This is a genomic window from Delftia sp. S65, from assembly GCF_016516495.1.
GTDB classification, from domain to species: domain Bacteria; phylum Pseudomonadota; class Gammaproteobacteria; order Burkholderiales; family Burkholderiaceae_C; genus Comamonas; species Comamonas acidovorans.
Genome location: NZ_JACVUR010000057.1, coordinates 13,986 through 33,683, shown reverse-complemented (window position 1 = coordinate 33,683; position 19,698 = coordinate 13,986). Strand labels below are relative to the sequence as shown.

The 19,698-nt window shown below is 61.8% G+C and carries 22 protein-coding genes and 1 pseudogene; 22 read left to right on the top strand and 1 reads right to left on the bottom strand.

Annotated features, from left to right (window positions below):
* The 20 genes and pseudogenes from IAE24_RS30435 to IAE24_RS27445 form a co-directional block, all read left to right on the top strand.
* Positions 1-253: pseudogene (locus IAE24_RS30435) on the top strand (hypothetical protein); the annotation flags it as partial.
* 2 nt (positions 254-255) lie between these two features.
* Positions 256-603 (top strand): head-tail connector protein, encoded by a 348-nt coding sequence (locus IAE24_RS27535; protein WP_043823522.1) that lies wholly within the window; start codon positions 256-258, stop codon positions 601-603.
* A 1-nt stretch (position 604) separates the two neighbouring features.
* A complete protein-coding gene (locus tag IAE24_RS27530; RefSeq protein ID WP_199962080.1) occupies positions 605-943 on the top strand; it encodes a phage head closure protein in 339 nt (112 codons plus the stop codon).
* On the top strand, positions 936-1,568 hold the full coding sequence (locus IAE24_RS27525) for an HK97-gp10 family putative phage morphogenesis protein (protein WP_199962081.1): 633 nt from the start codon (positions 936-938) through the stop codon (positions 1,566-1,568). Before IAE24_RS27530 ends, IAE24_RS27525 begins: the two co-directional genes overlap by 8 nt.
* Complete coding sequence (locus IAE24_RS27520; RefSeq protein ID WP_199962083.1) at positions 1,565-1,960, top strand: hypothetical protein; 396 nt, start codon at positions 1,565-1,567, stop codon at positions 1,958-1,960. The genes IAE24_RS27525 and IAE24_RS27520 overlap by 4 nt, the downstream gene beginning before the upstream one ends.
* The gene (locus IAE24_RS27515) at positions 1,957-2,139 is read left to right on the top strand and encodes a hypothetical protein (RefSeq protein ID WP_199962085.1); all 183 of its coding nucleotides are present in this window, start codon (positions 1,957-1,959) and stop codon (positions 2,137-2,139) included. The genes IAE24_RS27520 and IAE24_RS27515 overlap by 4 nt, the downstream gene beginning before the upstream one ends.
* 38 nt (positions 2,140-2,177) lie before the next feature.
* Positions 2,178-3,110, top strand: a complete 933-nt coding sequence (locus tag IAE24_RS27510) for a phage tail tube protein (protein WP_199962086.1) — start codon at positions 2,178-2,180, stop codon at positions 3,108-3,110.
* A 121-nt stretch (positions 3,111-3,231) separates the two neighbouring features.
* Positions 3,232-3,552: a hypothetical protein gene (locus tag IAE24_RS27505; protein WP_199962088.1), complete on the top strand. Its 321-nt coding sequence runs from the start codon at positions 3,232-3,234 to the stop codon at positions 3,550-3,552.
* Positions 3,553-3,620: 68 nt separating this feature from the next.
* Positions 3,621-3,965, top strand: coding sequence for a DUF1799 domain-containing protein (locus IAE24_RS27500; RefSeq protein WP_199962090.1), 345 nt, complete (start codon positions 3,621-3,623; stop codon positions 3,963-3,965).
* A gap of 2 nt (positions 3,966-3,967) precedes the next feature.
* Positions 3,968-9,121 carry a phage tail length tape measure family protein gene (locus IAE24_RS27495; RefSeq protein ID WP_199962091.1) on the top strand — a complete coding sequence of 1,718 codons (5,154 nt, stop codon included), beginning with the start codon at positions 3,968-3,970 and terminating at the stop codon, positions 9,119-9,121.
* Positions 9,118-10,074: a hypothetical protein gene (locus IAE24_RS27490; RefSeq protein ID WP_200016405.1), complete on the top strand. Its 957-nt coding sequence runs from the start codon at positions 9,118-9,120 to the stop codon at positions 10,072-10,074. Before IAE24_RS27495 ends, IAE24_RS27490 begins: the two co-directional genes overlap by 4 nt.
* Positions 10,071-11,270: a hypothetical protein gene (locus tag IAE24_RS27485; RefSeq protein ID WP_200016404.1), complete on the top strand. Its 1,200-nt coding sequence runs from the start codon at positions 10,071-10,073 to the stop codon at positions 11,268-11,270. The genes IAE24_RS27490 and IAE24_RS27485 overlap by 4 nt, the downstream gene beginning before the upstream one ends.
* Positions 11,271-11,302: 32 nt before the next feature.
* Positions 11,303-11,974 carry a hypothetical protein gene (locus IAE24_RS27480; protein WP_199962096.1) on the top strand — a complete coding sequence of 224 codons (672 nt, stop codon included), beginning with the start codon at positions 11,303-11,305 and terminating at the stop codon, positions 11,972-11,974.
* Positions 11,974-12,501 (top strand): hypothetical protein, encoded by a 528-nt coding sequence (locus IAE24_RS27475; protein ID WP_199962098.1) that lies wholly within the window; start codon positions 11,974-11,976, stop codon positions 12,499-12,501. The genes IAE24_RS27480 and IAE24_RS27475 overlap by 1 nt, the downstream gene beginning before the upstream one ends.
* Positions 12,502-12,563: 62 nt before the next feature.
* Positions 12,564-12,890, top strand: coding sequence for a hypothetical protein (locus tag IAE24_RS27470; protein ID WP_199962099.1), 327 nt, complete (start codon positions 12,564-12,566; stop codon positions 12,888-12,890).
* Positions 12,887-13,336, top strand: a complete 450-nt coding sequence (locus IAE24_RS27465) for a D-Ala-D-Ala carboxypeptidase family metallohydrolase (protein WP_199962101.1) — start codon at positions 12,887-12,889, stop codon at positions 13,334-13,336. Before IAE24_RS27470 ends, IAE24_RS27465 begins: the two co-directional genes overlap by 4 nt.
* Positions 13,337-13,876, top strand: a complete 540-nt coding sequence (locus tag IAE24_RS27460; protein WP_199962103.1) for a DUF2514 family protein — start codon at positions 13,337-13,339, stop codon at positions 13,874-13,876.
* Positions 13,877-14,163: 287 nt separating this feature from the next.
* Positions 14,164-14,424, top strand: a complete 261-nt coding sequence (locus IAE24_RS27455; RefSeq protein WP_199962105.1) for a hypothetical protein — start codon at positions 14,164-14,166, stop codon at positions 14,422-14,424.
* Between the two features lie 142 nt (positions 14,425-14,566).
* Positions 14,567-14,935, top strand: a complete 369-nt coding sequence (locus IAE24_RS27450; protein WP_199962107.1) for a hypothetical protein — start codon at positions 14,567-14,569, stop codon at positions 14,933-14,935.
* A gap of 14 nt (positions 14,936-14,949) precedes the next feature.
* On the top strand, positions 14,950-15,369 hold the full coding sequence (locus IAE24_RS27445; RefSeq protein WP_199962109.1) for a hypothetical protein: 420 nt from the start codon (positions 14,950-14,952) through the stop codon (positions 15,367-15,369).
* A 75-nt stretch (positions 15,370-15,444) separates the two neighbouring features.
* Here IAE24_RS27445 and IAE24_RS27440 read toward each other — a convergent pair whose 3' ends face one another.
* Positions 15,445-17,109, bottom strand: a complete 1,665-nt coding sequence (locus IAE24_RS27440) for a recombinase family protein (RefSeq protein ID WP_199962110.1) — start codon at positions 17,107-17,109, stop codon at positions 15,445-15,447.
* On the opposite strand from IAE24_RS27440, the gene rimO reads away from it, so the two are divergent.
* Both rimO and adhP read left to right on the top strand, forming a co-directional pair.
* Positions 17,108-18,502, top strand: a complete 1,395-nt coding sequence (gene rimO, locus IAE24_RS27435; protein ID WP_013803131.1) for a 30S ribosomal protein S12 methylthiotransferase RimO — start codon at positions 17,108-17,110, stop codon at positions 18,500-18,502. The two genes, IAE24_RS27440 and rimO, sit on opposite strands and share 2 nt — an antisense overlap.
* A 150-nt stretch (positions 18,503-18,652) precedes the next feature.
* Entirely contained in the window at positions 18,653-19,681 is a 1,029-nt protein-coding gene (adhP, locus tag IAE24_RS27430; RefSeq protein ID WP_012204716.1) for an alcohol dehydrogenase AdhP, read from the top strand.
* Positions 19,682-19,698 lie beyond the last annotated feature (17 nt).

Below are 19,698 nucleotides of genomic sequence, written 5' to 3'. Positions count from 1 at the left end.
GCCCCAGACACCCACCCCTCGCCGCAACAGCTCGCCCAAGCCGGCGAATACGGCAGGCCTGCAGGCGGCAGGGCAGGGGGCTGCAACAGACAACGCGCCGCCGGCGCCGCTTCCCCCCACTGATCCCACGCCGCCGGCAGATCAGCCGGCCGCCGCTGGCGACGGCGTGGCGACTGGCGAGGCGGCGGGCACGCAAGAGGGCGGGGCAGCGCCAGTGGATGGGACGGCAGCTCAAGAGCCCGCCAAGGAGTGAGCATGCCCAAGCCGCTGGTAAGCCTGGAGCAGGCAAAGGACCATCTCAGGGTGGTGTCCAGCCTGGAAGACGCTGACATTCAGCTCAAGCTGTCGGCGGCAACGGGAATGGCTGTCAGCTACCTGGACCGAGGAGTTTTCGCAGACCAGGCGGATCTTGATGAGGCCTTGGCCGCTGACACAGCCGGCCCGCTGCCAATGGTGTGCACGGACATGGTTCGCGCGGGCATCCTGCTGATCCTGGGCGACCTGTACACCAACCGTGAAGAGGTGGTCACGGGGACCATCGCAACACGGTTGCCCACGGGCGCCCGCGCATGTTTGCGGCCGTTGCGGCGCATGGGGTGCTGACATGCAGGCCGGCAAGCTCAATGAGCGGATCACTCTGCAGCGCCTGGACATGGGCCAGGACAGCAGCGGCGGCATGGTGCGGCAGTGGGTGGATCTGGCAAAGGATCTGCCCGCCAGCCGGCGCGATTTCTCGGGCTCGGAGCGCCCCGCCACCGGCGCCGCTGGCGGCATCGTGGCAGTGGCGCGTACCGAGTTCACGATTCGCTGGATGCCCGGCATCGACGCCACCATGCGGGTGCTGCATGAGGGCGAGTGTCACAACATCCAGCACGTCAACAACTTCGCAGGCCGGCGCGAATCGCTGATCCTGACCTGTGAAACGGGAGTCAACGATGGCTGACAAACCCGAGATCACAGGCGTGCCCGACCTGACTGCAGCCTTCCGCGAAGTCCGCGAGGACATGGCGCAAAAGGTCTCGCGTCGCATGGTGGTCGCTGGCGGCAAGGTGATCACCAACCGTGCCAAAGCGATTGCCAAGGCAAACGGATCGGTGATCACCGGCGCCATGGTCGAAAACATCGCCATCAAGCGCGAGCCTAACGCCCCGGACGGAACGGCGCAGTACCACATCGGTGTGCGTCACGGCCGCGACCAGACCAAGCGCGTACAGGCCAAGGGGCAAAAGCGCCTGGTCGTGAGCCGGGGTCGCATCAAGGTGCGGCGCGACAACGATCCGTTCTATTGGCGCTGGGTGGAAACCGGCCGCCGTGTGGTGCCTGCATCCGTCAAGTCCGGTGTCACGACATACACACAGCGGCTGCGCAATGGCCGCGTGGTGGTGCGCTCGCGCAAGTACGAGGCCACAAGCCTGCGTGCTCGCCGGCGTGCTGCATCGCAGGGCGTGGTCGGCCGCAAACCGTTCATCGAACCCGCGCTGCAGCAGGAGCGTGACAACGCCATCACGGCCATGGACCAAGCGCTGCAGCGCTATCTGGCGAGCGAAAGAAAGAAGGGAGGCGCATGACTGCAGCTCCGAGCATCCATCAGCGTCTGCTGCCTGCTCTCAAAGCGGTGCTGGCGAATACCTGGTGGAAAGAACTGTCAGTTCGCCCGACCTGGCCGGCGGCTGTTTTCAGCGTCGAGACGGCGCCGGAACCCGGCTGGTGCGCCGGCGGCGGCTATGACGCCCACGACGCCACGGTGATCGTGCTCAGCCGCAGCGCGGTCGAGCTGGACACCCTGCTGCCGACCAGCGGCGGCGGCAGCGTGCGCGCGGCTGTCGAGGCCATGGAGCACTACCAATGGGAAGTGGGCTGCGAGGACGCGGACTATGAGGACGATCCGCAGGTCTATGCCCGCGCCCTGATCGTGCGCTTGCGCACGCCCCGATTCACCACAGCAAAGGACACGCCATGACGGCAAAGAAAGACAAGGACGAGGCAGTGCACACGTCTGCACCGGCCCCGCAGAGCACCAAGCCGGCCAAGCCCGCGCACCACCAGGCCACCGTGCTGCCGCCCCGGGATGAGTTCCACGGCAAGGCCGGCCGCTACGTGCGCGACCCTGCGACCGGCCTGCGCGTGCCGCAACCCTGAGCGCTGGCTCCATCCCTCAAACTCTGAAAGGAACCCCCATGGCAAAGTCCATGAAACAGATGCTGCTGCTGGCGATGGTCCAGACGGCGGCGGGCACTGCGGCCACGCCCACGGCGGCGGCCAATGCCATCCTGTGCCGCGCGCTGATGCCCGAGCCGATCACGGCCGAGCAGGTGGCGCGTGATCTGATCCGCCCCTACAAGGGCAACAGTGGCAAGCTCACGGCCGGCGAGCATCGCAAGCTGACGTGCGAAGTGGAAATCGCGGGCAGCGGCACCGCAGGCGTGGCGCCTGCATACGGCCCCCTGCTGCAGGCTTGCGGATTCGCGGAAACCACCACGGTTGGCACCGATGTGCAGTACACGCTGGTGAGCGGCGGTGAGCCGCTCTTGACGCTGTATGGCTATCTGGATGGCACGCTGTTCAAGATCGTGGACGCCAAGGGCACGGTCAGCTTCGAGCTGAACCCCAAGGGCATCCCAGTGATGAAATTCGAGTTCCTGGGCGCTTACTCCAAGCCGGAGGAGGGCGCCATGCCCACGGGCGTGGACTACTCGAAGTTCATGCAGCCCAAGGTCGTTGGCAAGACCAACACGCCCACGCTCACCATCTTCGGCCACAGCGCCTGCACCAGTGCGTTTTCGGTCAACCTGGCCAATCAGTTGAATTGGCGCGAGCTGATCAACTGCGCAGGAGCGGCCAGCCCCGACCGGCAGCCCACAGGCTCCATCACGATGGAATTCCCCAAGGTCACGACCAAGGACTGGACCGAGATCGTGCGCAACAGCGAGCGCGGCCCGGCCGTGATCGTCCACGGCGTGGACCCCGGCAACATCGTGGAGCTGCAGATGCCCAACATCCAGCCCGGCCCGTTCACGCTCAGCGATGACCAGGGCGTGGCAATGATGGCCCTGCCGTTCGACCTGGTGCCCATCGTCGGCGATGACGAATTGGTGCTGATCGTGCGCTGACGTGTTTTCCTTTCCCCTGTCGCCAGAGGCCGCCTTGTGCGGCCTTTTGCTTTTGGTGTTCGCACGGGCCGCCGTGCGCCGCCGCATTCGCTTCCTTTTTTAGTAACTCAGGAGTTCATCCATGTTCAATCTCACCCCCTCGGAAACCTTCAAGGAAACCGTAAAGATTCAGGTCAAGACCGAAAGCGGCTCTTGGCGCGAAGAGTCTTTCACGGCGATTTTCCTGCGCTCCGATGAAGAGCGCCGCCAGGAACTGCACAACAAGCCCTTTGCGGAAGTCGTGGAGGAATTCCTGGTGGGCTGGGAAATGAAGGATCTGCAGCGCATGCCCGTCGAGTTCACCCCGGACAACAAGGCCGCGTTCATGCGCCTGCCCGCCGCCGTGCGTGAAACGGCCATCACTTACCTGCGCACCAACGCGGGCGCCAAAGAAAAAAACTGATCGAGGCCGCGCGCTGGTGGGTGGGCATTCGCCCCTCGCCGGTCGATCCCTTCGCGCCGCAGGAATCCATGCTGGATGCAATGCGCGCGATGGGGGCACCGGCCGAGGACATCGAGCGCGTGGCACAGGCCATTGCCGAGCAGCGCGCGGCCGTCGAGCAGCCCCCCGAGGAATTCGGGATCTACCGGGATAACTGGCCTGTCGTTACAGCCTGGCGGTCCCTGGAAACGCAGTGGCATTACGCCGGCGTGGATGGCATTCCAAAGGGCCTGAACTACGCCTGCGCTTTGGCCTGGCTGGACATGTTCGTGCCCCAGCGGCAGCGCCGCAAGGTGATGGTGGGCCTGATGGTCATGGAGCGCGGCGCGCTTGCGGCCATGAATGAAATCCGAGAACAAAGCAAGGAGGACTAGCAATGTCTGCATTGGGATCGCTGGTCGTCAAACTCGCGCTGGAGTATGCGCAATTCAGCCAGGGGCTGCAGTCCTCTGAGCAGGACGTGAAGCAGCATGCCAAGCGCGTGCAGGATGCCTATGACAACATGGCCGCCGGCGTGTCGGCCCGCATGGACAGCCTCAAGGGCGCCGTGCTGGGTGCCATTGGCGGCGCGATCAGCGTGGTCGGGATCACCTCGGCCATCGCCAAGATCAAGCAGGAGACCATCGACGCCGAAAAGGAGCAGACCCAGCTCGCGGCCGCGATCAAGTCCACAGGTGGCGCAGCTGGCTGGAGCGTGGAACGGCTCAACGCCATGGCCGACAGCATGGAAAAGACCAGCACTTTCAGTGCCGGTCAGATCAACCAGGCGCAGACCCGCATGCTCAGCTATGCGGGGGTGGTGGGCGAGCAGTTCCCGCGTGCCATGCAGGCTGTGATCGACATGTCCGAGCGCATGGGCTACGAGGTCACTGCCTCGGCCGAGACCATCGGCAAGGCGCTGGACGTGCCCAGCGAAGGGCTGACGGCGCTGTCAAAGCAGGGCTTTCGGTTCACCGATGCGCAAAAGGAGCTGGTCAAGCAATTCGAGCGCACGGGCCAGACGGCCAAGGCGCAGGACATCATCCTGCAGGCCCTGGAGTCCAGCTATGGCGGAGCGGCCCAGGCCGCCAGGGACACGCTGGGCGGTTCGCTGACGGCTGTTGGCAACACCATCAACAGCCTCATGACGGCGGACAGCGCGAGCCTGCCAGGCCTGCGCGATAGCGTCGAAGGGCTCAACAGCACGCTCAACAGCGATGACGTGCGCAACGGCTTCCAGACCCTGATCAGCGGGCTGATCGATGTGGGCAGCTTTGCCGCCAGCAGCATGGCTGGCATCGTCAAGCTGGGCCAGGCCGTGGCCGAGCACAAGGGCGAAATCGGCGTGGTGCTGGGCATGATTGCCGGCACGGCCACGGCGGCCGGGGCGCTGCAGGTTGCCAATGCCATCGGCGCCGCTGGCGGGGTGTGGGGGGCATTGACCAAGGTGCGCGGCGCGGTGATCGCGCTGAGCCTCGCCCTCGCGGCGAACCCGGCCACCCTGGTGTTGCTGGGCATTGGTGCGGCCACGGGCGCGGCCATTGCATCGAACCTGGGCGACCCAGTGGGTGACAGGCTCAGCAAGGAAATCGAATTCCAGACCGAGCGCCTGGCTCAGGCCGAGGCTCTGCTTGCGCGCGCTGGTGGCCCCAAGGGGCAGATGACGGCCAAGCTTGAAGAGCGCATTGCCGGCATCAAGAGCCATCTGGATGTCCTGCGAACCGCCGCCGGCGCGGCAAAGCCAGCCGTTGAGGAGGTGGCTACTCAGGTTGCCGGTGTGGCGGCTGCCGCCAACAGCACGCAGATCCCGCTGGGCCAGTCCGAAGACTGGATCAAGAAATACGGCACGGCGGCGCAGAAAGCCGCGCTGGAAGTCGAGGAATGGAAACGCAAGCTCGGCTCTGCATTCACGCCCGAGATGCAGCGCCAGGTCGAAGAGACCTATGCCAAGCAGGATGCGGGGGCCAAGGCCAGCGCGCAGTCGGCCAAGCAGCTGCAAACCAGCTACGACAACCTGCTGCAGTCCATCGCAGAGAAGACGGCAGAGCAGCGACAGGAATTGTCCAGCGGCGAAGCCTTGACCGAGTCCGACAAGATCCGCATCAAGTTCAATGAGGATCTGAAAGACAGCCTCAAGGGCCTGACAGCCGCCCAGCGCGCCAACGTGCTGGCCAAGATCGACACGCTGGCGGCGCTGGAGAAGGAAAACGAGGCCGCGAAGAAGGCAAAGAAGGCCGCCGAGGAAGAGCGCAAGTACCGCCAGGAATGGCTTGGCGTACAGGCCAAGACCGTCGAAGAGCTGGAGGCCGGCAACAGGTCCCTGCGCGAAGAGATTGAGCTGATCGGCCTGAGCGCTGACCAGCAGCGGGCGGTCCTTGAGCTGCGGCAACTGGCTGTGATCCTGTCCAAGGAACAGCAGCTGGCCGAGATGGAGCGTGCTGCTGCCTTGACCGGCACCATGACGGCCGAGCATGCGCTGCTGCAGCAGGAAATCACCCTGCTGCGCGAGCGCCTGGCCCTGACCTCCCAGAAGGACGGGAAAGAGGCCGCTGCCAAGGCTTCGGCCGCCAGCGTGACCGAATGGCAAAAGGGCGTGGACCAGATCGGCCAAAGCCTCACGGACCAGCTGATGGCTGGGGGCCGGTCGTTCGGCGACTACCTCAAGAACCTGGCGCGGACGTTGATCCTGCGGCCGCTCATCATGCCGATGGTGCAGCCTGTGGCCGCCTATGCGGCGAACATGCTGGGCCTGTCCGATGGCGGCGGCGCGCAGGGCAATGCGCTGGCGGGCGTCAAGAGCCTGACAGACATCTGGTCGTCGTTCTCCGGGGGCAGTTCGGGCTTTGTCGCGTCGGGCGTGATCGGCCTGGGCAAGCTCATGGGCAGCAGCTTCCTGGGTGAATTGGGCGCGGGCATCGCTGCAGGCGGGCAACTCGGCATTGGTGGCGTTGCGTCTCTGTGGGGGTCGGCCAGCGGTACAACTGCTGCGGGCATGGGTCTGGGTGCTGCATTGCCCTACATCGGCGCAGTGGTTGCGGTTATCTCGCTTCTGAAAAGTGGCATGTTCGGCTCGCGCGGCGCCAATCACACGGGTGCGGCCTACAGCACCACGGGGGCCAGCAATGACGAAGCGGCTGCCATGCTTTTCGGGCGTGCAGCTGGCGACTGGTACGACGATCTGACAAAACGCGGTAACAAGGAACTTGGCACACAGTTGGGCACCACGGTGGATTCGCTGGTAGCGGTCTACAAGTCGCTTGCCAAGTACGCTGGTGATAGCGCGCGTGAGATTGACATCATCGCGGGCTTTGCGACGAATCCTAAATATGGCGATGAAGATTCGTACGGATATTTCAAGCTGATAGACAAGATCACAGGGGAGGTTCTCACCAGCTATGCGAAACGGGATGGCGGGCTTGGCACTGATCCCGAGAAAGCATGGACTCAGTTCGTAGCCGACATGGGTGGTGCCCTTGTGGGTGAGCTGAAAAAGGCTGACCTACCGGCATGGATGCGCGATGTCTTTGATGAGCTGGGCGACGACATCACGCTGGACAGCTTCAACGCGATGCTGCAAAAGGTCCAGCTCACGGCCACGGCGGTGGAGGGCTGGACAAACAACATCGTCAACTTCGGCGAGATGGGCGACAAGGCAATTGCCAAGCTCATCAAGGACATGGGGGGCATCGAAAACGCGATAGCGGGCATCGACGCCTTCTATGCCGGCTTCTACACGGAAAGCGAACGGGTCGAGAACGCCGCGAAGGTGCTGGACAAGTCGCTGAAGGATCTGAAGCTGGACATTGACCCGCGCCAGGGCCAGGCCGCGAAAGAGCAGTTCCGCAAACTGATCGAAGCGGCGATGGCCGCCGGCGATGTCGAGCTGCTCGCCAAGCTGCTGCCCATGGCTCAGATGTTCAGCGAGGTGGCCGACGCTGCTGGCCGCGTGCTGGATGGTTTGAAGGAGGACCGCTCCAAGCTGGAAGCCGAGTACCTGCGCGCGGCGGGCCAGACGGACAAGTACCGCGAGGCCTTGCGCAAGCTGGCGACCGAAGGCATGACCGAGGCCGAGCGCGCCGCGTGGGATTACAACGAAGCGCTGCGAGCGGAGATTGCCGCACGCAACCAGCAGCAGGACCTGGAGCGCCAATGGCTGGAGTTGTCTGGAGACACAGCCGAACTGCGGCGCCGCGAACTGGCTGCACTGGACCCGAGCAACCGCGAATTGCAGCAGCGCATATGGGCGCTGGAAGATGAGCGGGAGGCCGCAGCCGCGGCCGCTGAAAAAACGCGGGAGGCTGCGGCTGCTGCAAAGGCTGCGTCGGACACGGCTTATGACCTGTTCCGCCGTGCGTACCAACGCGACCGCGATGCGCTGCAGGACCAGGCGGCAACGCTGCAAAGCACCATCAGTGCGATCAGCTCGGCCGTGGGCATGCTCAACAGCACGGCCAATGACCTGTGGGGCAGCGTGGACAGCACACGGCAACTGCTGGCAGCGCAGGGGATGGTCTACATCGAGAGCGCGCTGGCGGGCATGCGCGCTGGGGCTTCGGTCACGGACTACGCAGGCCTGCAGGACGCCATCGGGGCGGCGCGCAACGGCATCACCAGCGGGGAATACACCAGCGAGTTTGAACGCCGGCGCGACACCAAGGTGCTGGCGGGCCAACTGGCCGAGATGGGCGAGATTGCCGGCATACAACTGTCGTTTGAAGAGCGGCAACTGAAGGCGGTGCAGACCCAGATCGAGCAACTGGATGTGTTGGCCAAGACCGCAGACGAACTCGTCAACGGAACGGCCGCGCTCAGCGACACGGTGCGCGGGTACTTCGACAAGCTGCTGGCGACGCTTGGCACGACAAAGCCGAGCACGCCGGGCAAGCAGCCTGGCAAAGACGACGACGGCCCAGTGTGGGGGCCTGGAGGCGGTAGTACCACTCCCGTGGTCTCCAAGTATTCGCGGCCGCGCATTGATGGCTCTGGCGGCACCTGGTACGAACCTGTTGTGGACCCCGGGACGGTCGGCAAGCTGGACGGCCTGTATGGCAAGTACCACGCCTTCGACGGCACGGGTGACATCAACGGTCTTATGCAGACCATGCGGGACGCCGGTGCCACGCTCCAAGACATGGAAGCCTTGAGCGGGTTCTACGCGCGCGATTGGGCCGAGGTCGAAAAGACTACCGGCATCAAGCTGCCCGCGTTCGACATCGGCACCAACTACGTCCCGTTCGACATGCCGGCCATCGTGCATGCGGGCGAACGCATCGTGCCTGCGGCCGACAACCGCAGGCTGATGGCTGCGCTCGACGGTGCTGGAGGCCCTGCAGGCGGGGCAGTGCTGGAGGTGCTGCAAGCGGTGCGCCAAGGGATCGATGCCATGCGCGAAGCGGCCGAAGCAACCGCAGAAAACACGAGCGTGCTGCCCGATTACACGGACCAGCGCGACCGCGTGAGCGGCGGCGGAAATGCCGACTACGTGGTGATTGCCAATGTGGAAGAGGTGGCCGAAGGGCTGGCGAAGGTATTGGAGAAAGGAACGGCATGAACATACTTTTGCCCATCACGATCACGGAAGCCATGATTGCGGCCGGGACCACCATCCCGGCCGTCGATGCGGGCATGGGGGAGGTGGCGTGGGTGGCCGGCGACTATGCGCTCGGCGCCCGCCTCACCTACAAGGGCTGGACCTGGCAGTGCACCAAAGCCATTGCCGGTGCTCCCGTCAATGCCTACACGCCCGACGATCCGCGCGCATCGCAGCACTGGGAAAAGGACGAGAACTCACCCACTAATCGAATGGCGCCGTTTGACGAATATGTCTTCACGGCAGCCAAGCAGCGCGGGGGTCTCAAGTACGTCTTGACGCCCCCGTTTTTCAATGGTGTGGCGATGTACGGGGTGGAGGCGGACCAGACCGATATCAAGGTCTATGAGCCAAGTGCTGCACCTGGTGCGCCGCCCATTCACTCGCATGGGCAGACCATGTGGGAACAGGCGTTCGGCGAGTGGGAATACCTGTTCGGGAATCTCGACAAGACCAACAAATACACGGGCTCGGGTTATCCAATCCGGCCCGTGTCTTCGTTGGAAATCACGCTGAGTCGCAGCGATCCGCAGGCAATGGCCGAGCTGGGCTATCTCAGCATCGGCCAATGGCAGCAACTGCTTGCGCCGCTGTCGGACAAGGGCGGCACGGAGTTTGGCGCGGAAGTCTCGCCCAAGCGCTACGGCCTCTGGAAAGCCAATGGTGACGGCACCTATCTGCGGCAGAAAGGCCGCGTGGCCAAGCTCATCACCGCGTCGGTGCTGATCAATGCCAAGGACGCCCCGCGTGTCTCGCGGCTGCTGGAAAAGATCATCGATATCCCCGTCGCGGTCGAAGCCAGCGATCTGCCGCAGTACGGCCATATCTCAACGGTGGGTTTCGTCACCGGCACGGTGCGTGCAGAGCGCGCCACTTACGCAAGAGTCAATATCAAAGTAGAGGGCAACGTATGAGCCTGATCCCTGAAATCCCGGCAGCACCCTTTGTGCCGCTGTATCCGGCCCTGGGGAGCCTGAATTTCAACCAGGAGGCCTATGCCTATGGCACGGCCATGCCTGGCGTGACCACGCGGCTGCGGGAGATTTCGGCCGCATGCCGTGAGTGTGCCCTTGCCGCCCGTGAAGATGCGATGTCGGCCGAGTCCTCGCGCATGCTGTCAGCGCAGCAGGCTGACCAGGCCATGAGCTACCGCAACCAGGCTGCGAACTCAGCAACGGCTGCAGCTGGTAGCGCGTCAACGGCCAGCACCCATGCAAGCAACGCTGTGGGGGCTTACACGCAGATGCAGGCCCTGTATCTGGGTGCGAAGACCTCCAACCCGGTCAAGGATAACCAGGGCAATGCCTTGCAGCTCGGCGCTTGGTACACCTATGTGGGCACTGACCCAGATCTTAAGGGCGTGTGGCTGTGGTGGGACGGCACAGGCTGGAACCCCGGGATCGGGCCTGTGATCGGCACGCTGATGCCTAAATCGGGCGGCAAGTTCACCGGCTACGCGTCGGGGCCAGGGGGGGCGACTGGAGAACAGTTCCCGCAAGCGCAGGAAGTCATACCTCGTGTGAGCATGCAGCCGTCTGGGAAGAGTTTGCGCACGATCGTGACCTCAGGCTTCCATCGCCTGGACACGTATTCAGACGGGCCACCTGGTGTCGATCTCTCCTATGGCCAGCTCGTGGTCTCCAGGGGCGGCGACACCGCTTTCCAGTTGGGCGTGCCCTACACCGAGGTGGGCGGCCCTTTGGTGTTCCGGCGTGGCAATCCGACCGAAGCGGGCGGCGCAGGTAGCTATGGGCCCTGGCAGCAACTGCTCAGTTCCCTGTGGTTTGTCGAGAACGTGAAGGCGAGCACGGTCCCCGCTGGCACAGGCTCGTACGCCGTGAATCCAGGGGAGGGAAGCGTGCACTACGTCGTCATCAATGGGGCAGTGACCTTCAATTTGCCTGCTCAAGGCCGCCAACTCGGGGACCAGGTCACATTGAGAGTTTTCAGCAGCGGCGCAGTGCGCCCGATTTCGTTCTCGGCAAATGTGCGCATGCCCAGCGGTCAGTCCTTCCCCACGTATGCCGCCGACCAGGTCGTGACCTTGGTTCTCTTTTACGGTCGGCAGAACGTCTGGGACTGCTTCTTTGCAGGAGTGCACTCGGCATGACATCCAGATGGCTTATGGCATGCGGACCCCGCATGACGCGCATCGTGATCTCGGCAAGTGTGCGCGCCCCAGACATCCGTGCCTTGGCGTTGGCCGCTGGCTGGAGTGGCTCCGGCCTGATCGAGTTGACGATCAATCCTGGTGTGGACGTGGCGTCGATGAACATTGCCGTGGCAAGCATTCCGCACGACGTGCTCACCATCTTGACCAGCGGGCGGATCGGAGGGGTAGTGAATGGAGGCACCGCCTTGAAAACCACATCCCGGATTCGCATCGAGAACAACGGCACGATGTTCGGCGGCGGCGGTTCGGGCGGCACAGGGCAAACCGTTGACGTTTGGTACAACGTCAACGAAGCAGCGACCGTAGGCTGGGGCGGCAACGGTGGCTCGGGTGCAGGCTTCACTTCGTCCGGCAATGTGGCCATGCTCGGAGCCACAAGCGGCCAGTCGGGTAGCTCCGCAACCTATTCGGGGCCAGTATTTGCACCAGACACTGCTCCTACCGCTTATGGCGGTTCGGGAGGCGCTGGTGGCCCCATTGGCGGCGCGGGCGGCCAGGGGACTTACGGCAGCTATTCAGGGACTGCGCGCAAGACCGCCACCTCCGGCCCATCGGTTGGCAACCTCGCGGGGCCTTATATCGACGGCAACGCCTTGGTTACTTGGATCAAGCTCGGCACTGTGCTCGGGAGGGCAATCTAATGAGAATCATCGATACAGAGACCGGTGAGTATCCGGTGGACATGACTGTCGTGCATGAGCGCCATCCGCGCACTTTAATGCCCCAGTACCTGCCTCGCTATGCCGAGGTGCGGGACACCCCATTGCCGGAATACGACCCAGAAACCCAAAAAACCATCGAAGTCGATCCAGCTGTGGAGGACGGCCTATATGCCCGGCAGTGGCTCGTTACTCCACTGTCTGAGCAAGAACTTGCAGCGATAGCGGCAGCCCGGGCGCGGGCAGAGCAAGAGGCGCGAGATGCCGCGCGGGTCAGCGTTACGAAGCGCCAGGCCCTGCTCGCGCTGTTTGATCTCAAAGGCATCAAGGAAGACGCGATCTTGGCGGCTATCGATGCCATCCCTGATGAGCACACCAGATATCGCATGCTCGTGGACTGGAGAGCTGAATCAATAGAGAGCGACAGCCCCACTGTGCTGCTGCTTGCCAGCGCGCTCAACATCATGGCTGATCTGCCTACGCTCTTCGAGTATGCCGAGGCCATGTAGCCGCCGCACCACCCCAACCACAACCCGCTTCGGCGGGTTTTTTCATGCCCGGAGGAGGGCACATGGACAACAACTGGTTCGATCAACTTCTACCCAAAGTGCCGGGGATTCTCGGTAGTGCAGGAGCGCTTATGTGGATGCAAGGTACATGGCCCCGTAAGGGCGCAATGCTGGTGCTCGGGATCGCAGCGAGCAACTACGGTACGCCTGACTTCGTGGTGGCGACAGGCCTTTCTGAGGGGCTCGCCGGCTTCGTCGTCGGCATGTTCTCGATGACTGCGGCCGACTGGGTGTTCCGGGCGTGGGATCAGTTCGCACTCGGTCCGTTGCTCAATGAGTGGGCGCGCAAGCGCCTGGGCCTGCCACCAAAGGATGGGGGCGCTGTATGACCTCGCATTTCAGCTTGGCCGAACTCACGGCCAGCGCCACGGCACAGCGCCAGGGCCTGGACAACACGCCCACGCCCGAGGCCCTGCAGCGCCTGGCGCTCACGGCCGCGATGCTGGAGCGCGTGCGCGCGCACCTGGGCGTGCCTATCATCGTGACCAGCGGCTACCGCTCGCGCGCTGTCAATGCAGCCGTAGGCGGTGTCACCAGCAGCGATCACGCGATAGGCGCGGCCGCTGACATCGTGGCACCCAAATTCGGCGCGCCCTATGCCGTGGCCAAGACTCTGGCGCCCCACGTCAACGCGCTGGGCATCGGGCAAATCATCTATGAGAGCGTGGGCGGCAAGCACTGGGTGCACCTGTCCACGCGCACGCCGGACAAGCCAGTGAACCGGGTGATCACTGTCAGCGGCAAAAGCACGCTGGTGGGTATTCAGGAGGTCTAGATGCTGGCCCTCTTCAAATCCCGCGCCTGGCAACTCCTGGCCCTGGTGCTGGCCGCGCTGCTGCTTTGGCAGAGCATCGGCCATCTGCTCGCTTTGCGCGCGGCCGACAAGGCCCGCGCCGACCTGGCTACCGAACGCGCGACCGCCGCTGCAGCGGCCGCCGAAACCTCCGAGCGCTATCGAAAACTGGAAGGCACCTACCGTGAAAACCTCGACACCATCACCCGCGAGTCTGGCAAGGCACAAGCCCGCGCTGTTGCTGACGCTGACGCTGCCCGCGCTGCTGCTGGCCGGCTGCGCGGCGACCTCGCCGACTACCTCACCGCCCATCGTGCGGCCGCTAATGCTCGCGCCGCTGCCGGACAGTGCGCGGCAGAAACCAGCCCCCTCGATCTGCTTGCCGAGCTGCAGCGCCGCGCTGACGAGCGAGCGGGAGAGCTGGCGCGCATTGCTGATGATGCGCGCGTTCGAGGAGGCTTCTGCGAGCACGCCCACGACGCAGCGCGGGCCGTGAGCAAGGCAACTGATTTCTCGCCGTGAGATACTTATGACTTACGTAGATTGGTCTTGCACTCTTTTCGTTATCTGGGCGATGTGGAAATTGAACTGAGGGTGTTGCTGAATGTCCTTGTGATCTCTGCCTGATTCCTTTAACATGTTGCGATGTATTAGGTGATTTTATACAAAATTAAATGCACTAGTTAGTAGCGCTTGTCTTGGTAATTTATGATTAATTTGTGAAAATCATCTATAGCTAAAAGAAAAGCGCGGGGTGAGATTTTTGTGAACTAATGGTTTATTCCGTTGCACTCATTAATTAGTATAAAATGTATAAAAATTGGATATTAAGAGAGGCCTTGCCAACATATGGCTTGGTTTTGATGGGTATTTATTTGAGTGGAGTGCATGGAGAGCCGACATTGCTGGCGGCGTTAGTCCAGTCGCTAGTTGGTACGGACTATGTTGCAACATCCTTTGCATTTATGTTTGCAATGACTATTGCCGCGCCTTCTAGTAGAAGGCGTGGGGATAATTTTCCATTGCTTATAGTGTTCATGGCGATTACAGCGATTTTTTTGCAATTATGAAGTTGCAGCCTATTGCGACATATAATACCTTGGCGGAGTTTGATGCCAAGAATCATATGACAATGTGCCTTTATTCGTTCTATTCTTTGGTTTCAGTTTCGCTTACTGTATATTTGATCAGAGAATTTGGAAAGGTGCGGTCATGAGCCTGGATGTATTCTTGATAATACAATGGGGTGTTGCCATATTATCTGTCGTGTCGACGATTTTTTCTATATATTATTTCAAATTTCGCAATAATAAAAATATAGCGCATTATATCCCTGCGACAGATTTGGAGTTGAATGTTTACAAGAACAGGGTAAATTTTAATACTTCTGTTTATAATAAATTGGAGTATCAAAAGGCTTTGAATAAAGGGGATGCTGATGCCAACCCTATCCATTATGGATCCGATATGCAGATTGAAAAATTAGAAAACTTAGAGTTGAAATCGATTCAATTTACAAATGAAGATGTTTCTAGAATTCTAGGTAAAAAGCAAGGTGCGACTTATGGGGCCGATAGGTAGTGTCAAGGGATTTTATGACTAAAAATGCATCTGATGTTTTGTCTGTGATAAGTAATTATCTTGATGAGCGGAAATTTGCTTATACCGTACCTCCAGATATTAATGCAATTGTATTGGGGTTCTCGGGTAAAGTTTATAAGTATGACACAATATTTATTGTTGGAGATACTTTTGTTACATATCAAGTGCGATTGCCGTTTGCAATACAAGAGGAGAAATTTGATAGGCTTTTAAGGAAGGCCAACGAATTTTCTATTAAAAATCCGGTTTGCGGTGTAGAGATTTTGTCGAATCTCGGTCCAATTAGCATTAAAACTGGAACTAGGCTTGGTAATGAACTTCCTTCATTTGAAATTATTGAAGCCATGATGTTCTCTGCTTTTCAGCTTGCCGAGGAGTCTGTGCAGGATTTTTTTAATATTCTTAATTCTTAGCAGGATTCTTTAGATTGAGTTTATTATTTTTAATAAGATAGTCGATAATTTTAAATACTTTCAATGGCAAATTATCTATTTGTAATTGCTTTTATTTAAAAGGAATGAGGTCTGCTCGCCAGTTATCCAGTTGCCCTGACGATCTATGGTTAGTAGTCTGGCTACGCCTCCACGCGCGCGCAGAACCAAATCAATCTTGTAGTCACGTTCGGATGCCTCGAGATCTGGATTCACTCCGCGCGCGTACACCACAATTCGTTCGAACGTGTCCGCCACCAGTTGGCGGGCCAGCAGCCTGGGCTCAATCTCTTGCGCTTCCACGCCCACTGCCAGCGCCCGCCAAGCAGCATCGGCTCCAGAGATGTTTGTGCGCGCCGCGCCTGCTAGTTCCATTTCGGCCGCCTGTAGCCTGGCTTGTGCAGCGGCCAGGTCAACCTCCAACTGGCGAGCGCGCCGTGCGAACACTGCCGGCGTCCCTTCGTCGGCGCTTGCCAGCATCGCATCGGTGAGCTTGTCGAGCTGGGCGCTGATCTGGTCCACCTCCTGACGTGCCGCCGCCACCTGGGCGCGCGGCACCTGGCTGCGGTCTGCCCCGTACAGTGCCTGCAGGTTCACGATGTCACTGCAATAGGACATGATGGCGCGCTCTACCGGCGCCACGCTGGTGCTCCCAAACACTGCGCATCCACCGCCATAGGCAGCTGCCGAAGCGCAGAGCAGTCGCCGGTATCCATCCCGAATGCGCCCATCGGGCAGGCGCTTCTTTGTGGCCAGGTGCTGGCCCGACATGGGCCGGCCGCAGTACCCGCACACGGTAATGCCGAGGCCGGTGATGATGTGGGGCAGATCGCCCTTCACCCGCCGGCGGCCACTTTGCGCGGCTACCCGCTGCAGCTCAGTCCACTCATCTGCACTCAGGACGGCGGGATAGTAGTCCTTGAGCTGGTATTCCTCGCCATCAAGGCTCACGGGCTTGATGCCCGCGAGCTGGGGCATCTTGATGATGCGGTAGACCTGGGTTGTGACGTTGACCTTCGTTGTTGAGTACAGCCGCAAACCTTCGGCATCGAGCCGCTGCACGATGCCTTTACCCCCGTGCCCTTGCGTGTACAGCTCAACGGCCCTACGCACGGCCGCTGCACGCTCGGGGTCGATCTCCCATCCCGTTTCAGTCTCCTTGATCCATTCTGGATCATGTCCCTGGCGCACACGTCCCCGGTACGTACCGTTCTGCCATCCCTCGCACAGGCGCCTGATGCTGGCTTTCACGCGCTTGCTCTTCGTGTCGCTTTCTTCATGCGCGCGAATCATCACCAGCAGGCTGTAGACCAGATCCATGGGGTTTTCTTTCAGCCGGGCGCGGCTGTAGGCCTTTCCGTCGCTCGCTGTGACCACGGTGATGCCCGCATTTACAATCTGGGCCAGTTGCGCCTGAGCCTGGATGGGCTCTGCGCGAGAGAGGCGGTCCAGCCCCTCCACGATCAGCACAGATCCATGCGGTACACGTCCGTCCTCCACGGCCCGCAGGAACACCCCGAGCGCACCACTTTTTATGTGCTGCTGGTGGTAAGCGCTCAGGCCCTCGTCGCGGAGGGTCAGGCTGCTGTCAAGCTGCAGGCCGTGCTCTGAGGCCCATTTTTCCGCGTATGCCAGCTGCCTGTCCGTGCTGCTCCCCGTTGACTGCTTGGGGTCCGAGAACCGCAGGTAGCTATAGACAAGACCTTTAGAAGTTTTTCCCATGAATGAAACTGCTGTCAAAGTGGATCGGCTGCCCCGTATAGGTATGGTATCCCTCGGGTGCCCCAAGGCACTCACGGACTCCGAACTCATCCTTACCCAGCTCAGCGCCGAGGGCTACCAGACCTCCAAGACCTTCGAGGGCGCTGACCTGGTGATCGTCAACACCTGCGGCTTCATCGATGACGCCGTGCGCGAGAGCCTGGACACCATTGGCGAGGCGCTGGCCGAGAACGGCAAGGTCATCGTCACGGGCTGCCTGGGTGCCAAGGCGGGCAAGGATGGCGGCAACCTGATCCAGGAAGTGCATCCCAGCGTGCTGGCCGTGACCGGTCCGCACGCCACGCAGGAGGTGATGAATGCCGTCCACACCCATCTGCCCAAGCCGCACGATCCCTTCATCGACCTGGTGCCGGGCGCCTTTGGTGAGGCGGGCATCAAGCTCACGCCCAGGCACTACGCCTACCTGAAGATTTCCGAGGGCTGCAACCACCGCTGCACCTTCTGCATCATCCCTTCCATGCGCGGCGACCTGGTTTCGCGTCCGGTGGGCGATGTGCTCAAGGAGGCGCGTGCGCTGTTCGAGGGCGGCGTCAAGGAACTGCTGGTGATCAGCCAGGACACCTCGGCCTATGGCGTGGACGTGAAGTACCGCACGGGCTTCTGGGACGGAAAACCGGTCAAGACGCGCATGCTCGAACTGGTGCAGACGCTGGCCGAGATCGCCGAGCCCTATGGCGCCTGGGTGCGCCTGCACTATGTCTACCCGTACCCCAGCGTGGACGAGATCATTCCGTTCATGGCCACGGGCCGCGTGCTGCCCTATCTGGACGTGCCTTTCCAGCACAGCCATCCCGATGTCTTGAAGCGCATGAAGCGCCCCGCCAACGGCGAGAGGAACCTGGAGCGCCTGCAGCGCTGGCGTGAGATCTGCCCGGATCTGGTGATCCGCTCCACCTTCATCGCGGGCTTCCCCGGCGAGACGGAGCAGGAGTTCGAGCACCTGCTGCAGTTCCTGCGCGAGGCGCAGATCGACCGCGCGGGCTGCTTTGCCTACAGCCCGGTCGAAGGCGCTGCCGCCAACGAGATTCCCGGCATGCTGCCCCTGGAAGTGCGTGAGGAGCGCCGTGCGCGCTTCATGGCCGTGGCTGAAGAGGTTTCCACTGCGCGCCTGCAAAAGCGCGTGGGCCAGACCATGCAGGTGCTGGTGGACAAGTCCGTGGGCCTGGGCAAGAAGGGTGGCGTGGGCCGCAGCTATGCCGATGCGCCCGAGATCGATGGCCTGGTGCACCTGCTGCCGCCCGAGAAGGCCAGCAAGACCTACAAGGTGGGCGACTTCGTGAAGGCGCGCATCGTGGGCACGCAGGGCCACGACCTGGTGGGCCAGCCCGTGTAAGGCCTGCGTTCGCATCCCTGAAAAGCGGGCAAGGTTTTCCTTGCCCGCTTTTTTTGTCCTTGATGGTCCAAGGCCTGATTTTGATCAAGGGGTTCAGGTCGCTTCGCTGAAATGCTGTACCTACTTTGACGCAAAGAAAGGATGGCGCGAATGAACAGGACCATGAAGGCCGCCGTGGTGCGGGAGTTTGGCAAGCCGCTCACCATCGAGGAAGTCCCGGTGCCCAGGCCCGATCCCGGCCATGTGCTGGTGAAGATCGAGGCCTGCGGCGTCTGCCATACCGACCTGCATGCGGCTCAGGGCGACTGGCCCGTCAAGCCCAATCCGCCTTTCATCCCAGGCCATGAAGGCGTGGGCTATGTGGCCGCCGTGGGTGCAGGCGTCACCCATGTGAAGGAGGGCGACCGCGTCGGCATTCCCTGGCTGTACACGGCCTGCGGCCATTGCGAGCATTGCCTGGGCGGCTGGGAGACGCTGTGCGAGCAGCAAAAGAACACCGGCTACTCCGTCAACGGCGGCTTTGCGCAGTACGCGCTGGCCGATGCCAACTTCGTGGGCCTGCTGCCCGGCAGCGTGGACCTGATCGAGATCGCTCCCGTGCTGTGCGCGGGCGTCACCGTCTACAAGGGCCTGAAGGTCACCGACACCAAACCCGGCAACTGGGTGGTGATCTCGGGCATCGGCGGCCTGGGCCACATGGCCGTGCAATATGCCAAGGCCATGGGCCTGAACGTGGCGGCGGTGGATGTGGATGACGACAAGCTGGCGCTGGCCAGGCGCCTGGGCGCACAGGTCACGGTCAACGCCATGACCACGGACCCTGCGGCCTACCTGAAAAAGGAGATCGGCGGCGCACACGGCGCCCTGGTGACGGCGGTATCGCCCAAGGCCTTCGAGCAGGCGCTGGGCATGGTGCGGCGCGGCGGCACGGTGTCGCTCAACGGCCTGCCGCCAGGCAGCTTTCCGCTGCCCATCTTCAACATGGTGCTCAGCGGCGTGACGGTGCGCGGCTCCATCGTGGGCACGCGGCTGGACCTGCAGGAGTCGCTGGACTTCGCGGCCATGGGCAAGGTCAAGGCCACCGTGTCCACCGACCGGCTGGAGAACATCAACGACATCTTCGCGCGCATGCATGAAGGCAAGATCGAAGGGCGCGTGGTGCTGGACCTGAACGCCTGACGCCTTGCCCACCCCAA

Excerpts from the sequence above, each read along its gene's own strand:
- IAE24_RS27535 (WP_043823522.1), top strand. The coding sequence starts at position 256 with ATGCCCAAGCCGCTGGTAAGCCTGGAGCAGGCAAAGGACCATCTCAGG.
- IAE24_RS27530 (WP_199962080.1), top strand. The coding sequence starts at position 605 with ATGCAGGCCGGCAAGCTCAATGAGCGGATCACTCTGCAGCGCCTGGAC.
- IAE24_RS27525 (WP_199962081.1), top strand. The coding sequence starts at position 936 with ATGGCTGACAAACCCGAGATCACAGGCGTGCCCGACCTGACTGCAGCC.
- IAE24_RS27520 (WP_199962083.1), top strand. The coding sequence starts at position 1,565 with ATGACTGCAGCTCCGAGCATCCATCAGCGTCTGCTGCCTGCTCTCAAA.
- IAE24_RS27515 (WP_199962085.1), top strand. The coding sequence starts at position 1,957 with ATGACGGCAAAGAAAGACAAGGACGAGGCAGTGCACACGTCTGCACCG.
- IAE24_RS27510 (WP_199962086.1), top strand. The coding sequence starts at position 2,178 with ATGGCAAAGTCCATGAAACAGATGCTGCTGCTGGCGATGGTCCAGACG.
- IAE24_RS27505 (WP_199962088.1), top strand. The coding sequence starts at position 3,232 with ATGTTCAATCTCACCCCCTCGGAAACCTTCAAGGAAACCGTAAAGATT.
- IAE24_RS27500 (WP_199962090.1), top strand. The coding sequence starts at position 3,621 with ATGCTGGATGCAATGCGCGCGATGGGGGCACCGGCCGAGGACATCGAG.
- IAE24_RS27495 (WP_199962091.1), top strand. The coding sequence starts at position 3,968 with ATGTCTGCATTGGGATCGCTGGTCGTCAAACTCGCGCTGGAGTATGCG.
- IAE24_RS27490 (WP_200016405.1), top strand. The coding sequence starts at position 9,118 with ATGAACATACTTTTGCCCATCACGATCACGGAAGCCATGATTGCGGCC.
- IAE24_RS27485 (WP_200016404.1), top strand. The coding sequence starts at position 10,071 with ATGAGCCTGATCCCTGAAATCCCGGCAGCACCCTTTGTGCCGCTGTAT.
- IAE24_RS27480 (WP_199962096.1), top strand. The coding sequence starts at position 11,303 with ATGACGCGCATCGTGATCTCGGCAAGTGTGCGCGCCCCAGACATCCGT.
- IAE24_RS27475 (WP_199962098.1), top strand. The coding sequence starts at position 11,974 with ATGAGAATCATCGATACAGAGACCGGTGAGTATCCGGTGGACATGACT.
- IAE24_RS27470 (WP_199962099.1), top strand. The coding sequence starts at position 12,564 with ATGGACAACAACTGGTTCGATCAACTTCTACCCAAAGTGCCGGGGATT.
- IAE24_RS27465 (WP_199962101.1), top strand. The coding sequence starts at position 12,887 with ATGACCTCGCATTTCAGCTTGGCCGAACTCACGGCCAGCGCCACGGCA.
- IAE24_RS27460 (WP_199962103.1), top strand. The coding sequence starts at position 13,337 with ATGCTGGCCCTCTTCAAATCCCGCGCCTGGCAACTCCTGGCCCTGGTG.
- IAE24_RS27455 (WP_199962105.1), top strand. The coding sequence starts at position 14,164 with ATGTATAAAAATTGGATATTAAGAGAGGCCTTGCCAACATATGGCTTG.
- IAE24_RS27450 (WP_199962107.1), top strand. The coding sequence starts at position 14,567 with ATGAGCCTGGATGTATTCTTGATAATACAATGGGGTGTTGCCATATTA.
- IAE24_RS27445 (WP_199962109.1), top strand. The coding sequence starts at position 14,950 with ATGACTAAAAATGCATCTGATGTTTTGTCTGTGATAAGTAATTATCTT.
- rimO (WP_013803131.1), top strand. The coding sequence starts at position 17,108 with ATGAATGAAACTGCTGTCAAAGTGGATCGGCTGCCCCGTATAGGTATG.
- IAE24_RS27440 (WP_199962110.1), bottom strand. The coding sequence starts at position 17,109 with ATGGGAAAAACTTCTAAAGGTCTTGTCTATAGCTACCTGCGGTTCTCG.
- adhP (WP_012204716.1), top strand. The coding sequence starts at position 18,653 with ATGAACAGGACCATGAAGGCCGCCGTGGTGCGGGAGTTTGGCAAGCCG.